The following is a 4,778-nucleotide window of genomic DNA, read 5'->3' on the forward strand; positions in this document are numbered from 1 at the left end:
CCTGTGCGCCGTCGACGGCGCGGCCGGTGCCAACAAGCCGACCCCCTGCCTCGGCGGCCAGGACGAGTCCGGCTCCACCGGCGCCTCCCACTGGGTCAACAACACCTTCGGCGGCCTCTTCGCCAACAGCTCCAAGTTCGGCACCGGCGGCACCTTCAGCGTGAACATCTTCGTCAAGGCCACGCTGGACGACGGCAGCGTCTGCGGCCAGGACGTCGAGTGCGCGGTCGTGACCCGCGCCGACCACTTCGACACGAACGACCGCACCTACGACGTCCACGTGCCGATCACCTTCCAGTAGTCCCGCACTACTCCGATCTCCGAGGGGCGCCTGCTGCGGGGTGCCCCTCGGTACCGCTCGCGTACTACCCGGGTACCACCTCCCCGAGGGACCTCTCATGACAGACGACACCCCCGCCCGGCGGCTGAGGCGGCCCGCCGCCCTGCTCGGCGCGGTGGCACTCGTGGCCGCGGCGGCGACGGCGGTCACGGTGGGCCCGGCCGCGCGGGCCGCCGACACCCCCCGTACCGCGTACGGCAAGGACGGCCAGCGGCTCACCGTCTCCGCCTCGGCCGGGCTGAACCCCGAGGGGGAGACCCTGCGGGTGACGGGGGCCGGGTACGACGTCACCAAGGGGGTGTACGTCGCGCTCTGCAAGGACAACGGCGACAACCGCATCCCCACCCCCTGCCTCGGCGGCGCCGACCAGACCGGCGGCAGCGGCGCGTCCCGGTGGATCGTCCCCGCCGACTCCACGGAGGCCCCCGCCGGGGTCGCCGAGAAGTGGGGCGCGGGCGGCACGTTCGACGTACGCCTCGACATCGAGGCCGAGGACGGCGGTCTCGACTGCACGCGGGTCGCCTGCTCGGTCGTCACCCGCGTCGACCACAACGCGCCCGGCGACCGCTCCCAGGACGTCCGCATACCCGTCACCTTCCAGGGCCAGGACCCGGGCGGCGGCGAGGACGGCGGCGTGGACGTCCCCGCCGGGACCGTCTCCTACGCGCGGGCCGCCGAGTTCACCACCGCGGGTCGTCCCCTGGACGTACTGGTCCACCCCGACTCCGGGAAGCTGTACGTCGGTTCGGACAACATCCCCGACACCGCCGACCTCGCCGAACAGGGCCTCTACGCCCTCGACCCGGCCACCGGCAAGGCCCTCGGCCACATCGCCCAGGCACCCGGCGCGGGCGGCGCGCTCGCCGCGCGCGTGGTCCGGCAGATCATCGCCCCGCTGCCCGGCGACGGCGTCTCCTTCCACTTCCCGCTGCGCGGCCTCGCCACCGCCAAGGGCGGCGACGCGCGCGCCGAGGGCAGCTGGCTGAACGGCGCGACCGTCACCGGCACCGGGCCCGCCACCGCGTCCACCGTCCTCGTCGCCCAGGGCGCCACGCTCTCCGAGGTCGAGACCCGCACCGGCACGGTGCGGCGGTCCATCTCCCTCGAAGGCGGCGCCCAGTTGGGCGTCGACGCCGCCAACGGCGTGGCCTGGTCGGTGGGTTCGGCCGACGGCAAGAAGGTGCTGCGGCGCGTCGACACGCGGTCCGCGGCCTTCGCGGTCACCGCGACCGCCGAACTCCCCGCCGGTTCCGTCTACTTCGTCGAGACCGACCCCGCCAACGGCAACGTGTGGGTGGCGGTCGATGATGCCGTCCTCGTCCTCGACAGGAACGGCGTCGCGCTCAGGACGCTCACCGCGAAGGACCGTCCGCTCGCGATGGCCTTCGACAAGACGTCCCGGCGCGCGTTCGTCCTGCGCGAGGACTACGGCACGGCCGCCGAGGGCGCCGACGGCACCGGCTCGCTCCAGACCCTCGACAGCGCGACCTTCGAACAGGCCGCCGCGCCCGTCGCGTTGCCCGGCAGCATCGCCGGCACGGTCTACGCGGGCGTCGCGGTCACGCCCGGCGCGACCTCCGTCTACCTCACCAAATACGCGGAGAGCAAGGTCGTCAAGGTGGACCTCCGGGTGTCTCCCCGGGTCACCCAGACCCCGACCGACCAGACGGTGTCCGCGGGGGACAAGGTCACCTTTGTCGCCGCCGCCGAAGGGGTCCCCGCGCCGGGGCAGAAGTGGGAGGTCAGCGCCGACGACGGGCAGACCTGGAACGTCGTCGCGGGCGCCACCTCCCGGACGTACTCCTTCACCGCGCGCGCCGCTCAGGACGGCTACCGGTACCGCGTCGTCTTCTCCAACGCCGGGGGTACGACGCGGAGTTCGGAGTTCACGCTGACGGTGAGGGAAGCCGGGGCCACGAACGGGGGCGGCACCACCACCGGCGGCGGGGGGACGCCGACCGGGCCGTCCGGGACCCGGACCGTCACCGGCGCCGAGGGGCAGAAGCTGACCGTCACGCCGGTCAACGGCCTGGCCGTCGAGCGGCAGACCGTCAAGGTCACCGGGTCCGGGTACGACGAGGACAAGGGCATCTACGTCGCCCTCTGTGTCGACAACGGCGCCGGGCAGCTGCCGACGCCGTGCGTCGGGGGCGTCGACATGACCGGCGCGTCGCACTCCTCGGCGTGGATCTCCTCCAACCCGCCCGACTACGGCAAGGAGTTGGCGACGCCGTACGGGGACGGGGGTACGTTCTCCGTCTCGCTGACCCTCGACGCCAAGGACGCCTACACCGACTGCTTCAAGGTGACGTGCGTGTTGGCGACCCGGGCCGACCACACGCTGTCCGGGGACCGGTCGCAGGACGTCAAGGTACCGGTGAGCTTCGTGGGGCAGAAGCCGGTGGAGACGGACCCGGGGACGGGTACCGGCGGGGGATCGGGGGCCTCTGGGGGTACTACGGGTACTACGGGTGGTACCGGGTCCACGGGGGGCGACTCAAGTACTACGGGTACTAGGGGTACTACGGGTACTACGGGCACGTCCTCGTCCGGAGGGTCCCTCGGAGGTACTACGACCGCAGGGGGAAGCCTCGCCTCCACCGGGGTGACCGTCGGCGTGGTCGCGGGGATCGCCGCGCTGCTGACGGTGACCGGGGTGTACGCGGTGCGGCGGGCCCGGGCGCTCCGGTGACGGCGCTCCATTGACGGCATTGGTTCACGTATCTAACCTCTGTTTCCGTACATGGATGCGCTGAGAGGGAGATGACCAGGGTGGACCTCACGATCGCCGACGTACGCCTCACGCCGATCCTGGTCGCGGACCCGCCGCTGCTGAACACGCAGGGGGTGCACCAGCCGTACACCCCCCGGTTGATCATCGAGGTCGTCACCGCGGACGGGGTCACCGGGCTCGGGGAGACCTACGGGGACACCAAGTACCTGGAGCTGGCGCGGCCGTTCGCGGAGCGGCTCGTCGGCGGATCCGTCGCCGATCACCACGGGCTGTTCACGGTCATGAACGGGGTGGACGTCGACCGTGCGCGGGTCGTCGACCAGGTCGACGTCGGCGGGCTGCGGGGCGTGCAGACCGCCGACAAACTGCGGCTGTCCGTCGTCTCCGGGTTCGAGGTCGCCTGCCTCGACGCGCTCGGCAAGGCCCTCGGGCTGCCCGTGCACGCGCTGCTCGGCGGGAAGGTCCGCGATGCCGTCGAGTACAGCGCGTACCTGTTCTACAAGTGGGCCGAGCACCCCGCCGGAGTCCCCGCCGAGCGCGACGACTGGGGGGCCGCCCTCGACCCCGCCGGGGTCGTCGAGCAGGCGCGGAAGTTCACCGAGCGGTACGGGTTCACGTCGTTCAAGCTCAAGGGCGGGGTGTTCGCGCCGCAGGAGGAGATCGCCGCGGTCCGCGCGCTCGCCGAGGCGTTCCCCGGGCACCCGCTGCGGCTCGACCCCAACGGGGCCTGGTCCGTCGAGACGTCCCTCACCGTCGCCAAGGAACTCGGCGACCTCCTGGAGTACCTGGAGGACCCCGCGCTCGGCACCGACGCGATGGCCGAGGTCGCCGCGCGGACCGGGGTGCCACTCGCGACCAACATGTGCGTCACGACGTTCGCCGAGATCCCCGAGGCGTTCACCCGGGGCGCCGTCCAGGTCGTCCTCTCCGACCACCACTACTGGGGCGGGCTGCGCAACACCCAGCAACTCGCCGCGATCTGCCGCACGTTCGGCGTCGGCATCTCCATGCACTCCAACACCCACCTCGGCATCTCCCTCGCCGCGATGACCCACGTCGCGTCGACCGTCCCCGACCTCCACCACGCCTGCGACTCCCACTACCCCTGGCAGTCCGAGGACGTCCTCACGGAACGCCTCACGTTCGACGCCGGCAAGGTCACCGTCCCCGACGCCCCCGGCCTCGGCGTGGAACTGGACCGCGACCGCCTCGCCCACCTCCACCAGCGCTGGCTGGCCGACGACGGCACCCTGCGGGACCGCGACGACGCGGCGGCGATGCGGGTCGCCGAGCCGGGCTGGGTGGCGCCGTCGGTGCCCCGATGGTGAGACCGGGGCTTGCTTGAGGCGCACGCGCGCGTGGAGGGCGATTCGGCGGGCACGCGCGCGNNCACGCGCGCGGGCGCGCTCTTGGGTCTCCGGGCCCTCCAGGGCGATCCCGTGGGCGGGGCCGTCTCGGTTCCCTGGCCCAACGCCCGGTGCCCCGCCCTCACCCCCGGCGCTGCCCCCTGTGGGGTTCCTGTGTGTGCCGTGGGGCTTCGGGCCTGTTGAGGGGACCGATGTCGGTGGGGTGGTGCACACTGGCCGGATCGGCACACTCGCGAGGACGCACCGCCGTGGGGGCGTTCCCCGGGCGCGGGGTGCCGGATCGGCACCACTCGCAGGGAGCGCACCGTGACCCCGTCCGACGCGTCGGCAGGAGAGA

At 72.8% G+C, this 4,778-nt stretch carries 2 protein-coding genes and 1 pseudogene; all 3 read left to right on the forward strand.

What is annotated here, in order from left to right; all coding sequences use genetic code 11:
• A pseudogene (locus AOK24_RS28845) lies at nucleotides 1–301 on the forward strand (hypothetical protein); the annotation flags it as partial.
• 97 nt (nucleotides 302–398) lie between these two features.
• Nucleotides 399–3,032 carry an immunoglobulin domain-containing protein gene (locus AOK24_RS28850; protein ID WP_055722979.1) on the forward strand — a complete coding sequence of 878 codons (2,634 nt, stop codon included), beginning with the start codon at nucleotides 399–401 and terminating at the stop codon, nucleotides 3,030–3,032.
• 71 nt (nucleotides 3,033–3,103) lie between these two features.
• Nucleotides 3,104–4,402, forward strand: a complete 1,299-nt coding sequence (locus AOK24_RS28855) for a glucarate dehydratase family protein (protein ID WP_107104072.1) — start codon at nucleotides 3,104–3,106, stop codon at nucleotides 4,400–4,402.
• Nucleotides 4,403–4,778: the final 376 nt, after the last annotated feature.

The organism is Streptomyces niveiscabiei (assembly GCF_001419795.1).
GTDB lineage: Bacteria > Actinomycetota > Actinomycetes > Streptomycetales > Streptomycetaceae > Streptomyces > Streptomyces niveiscabiei.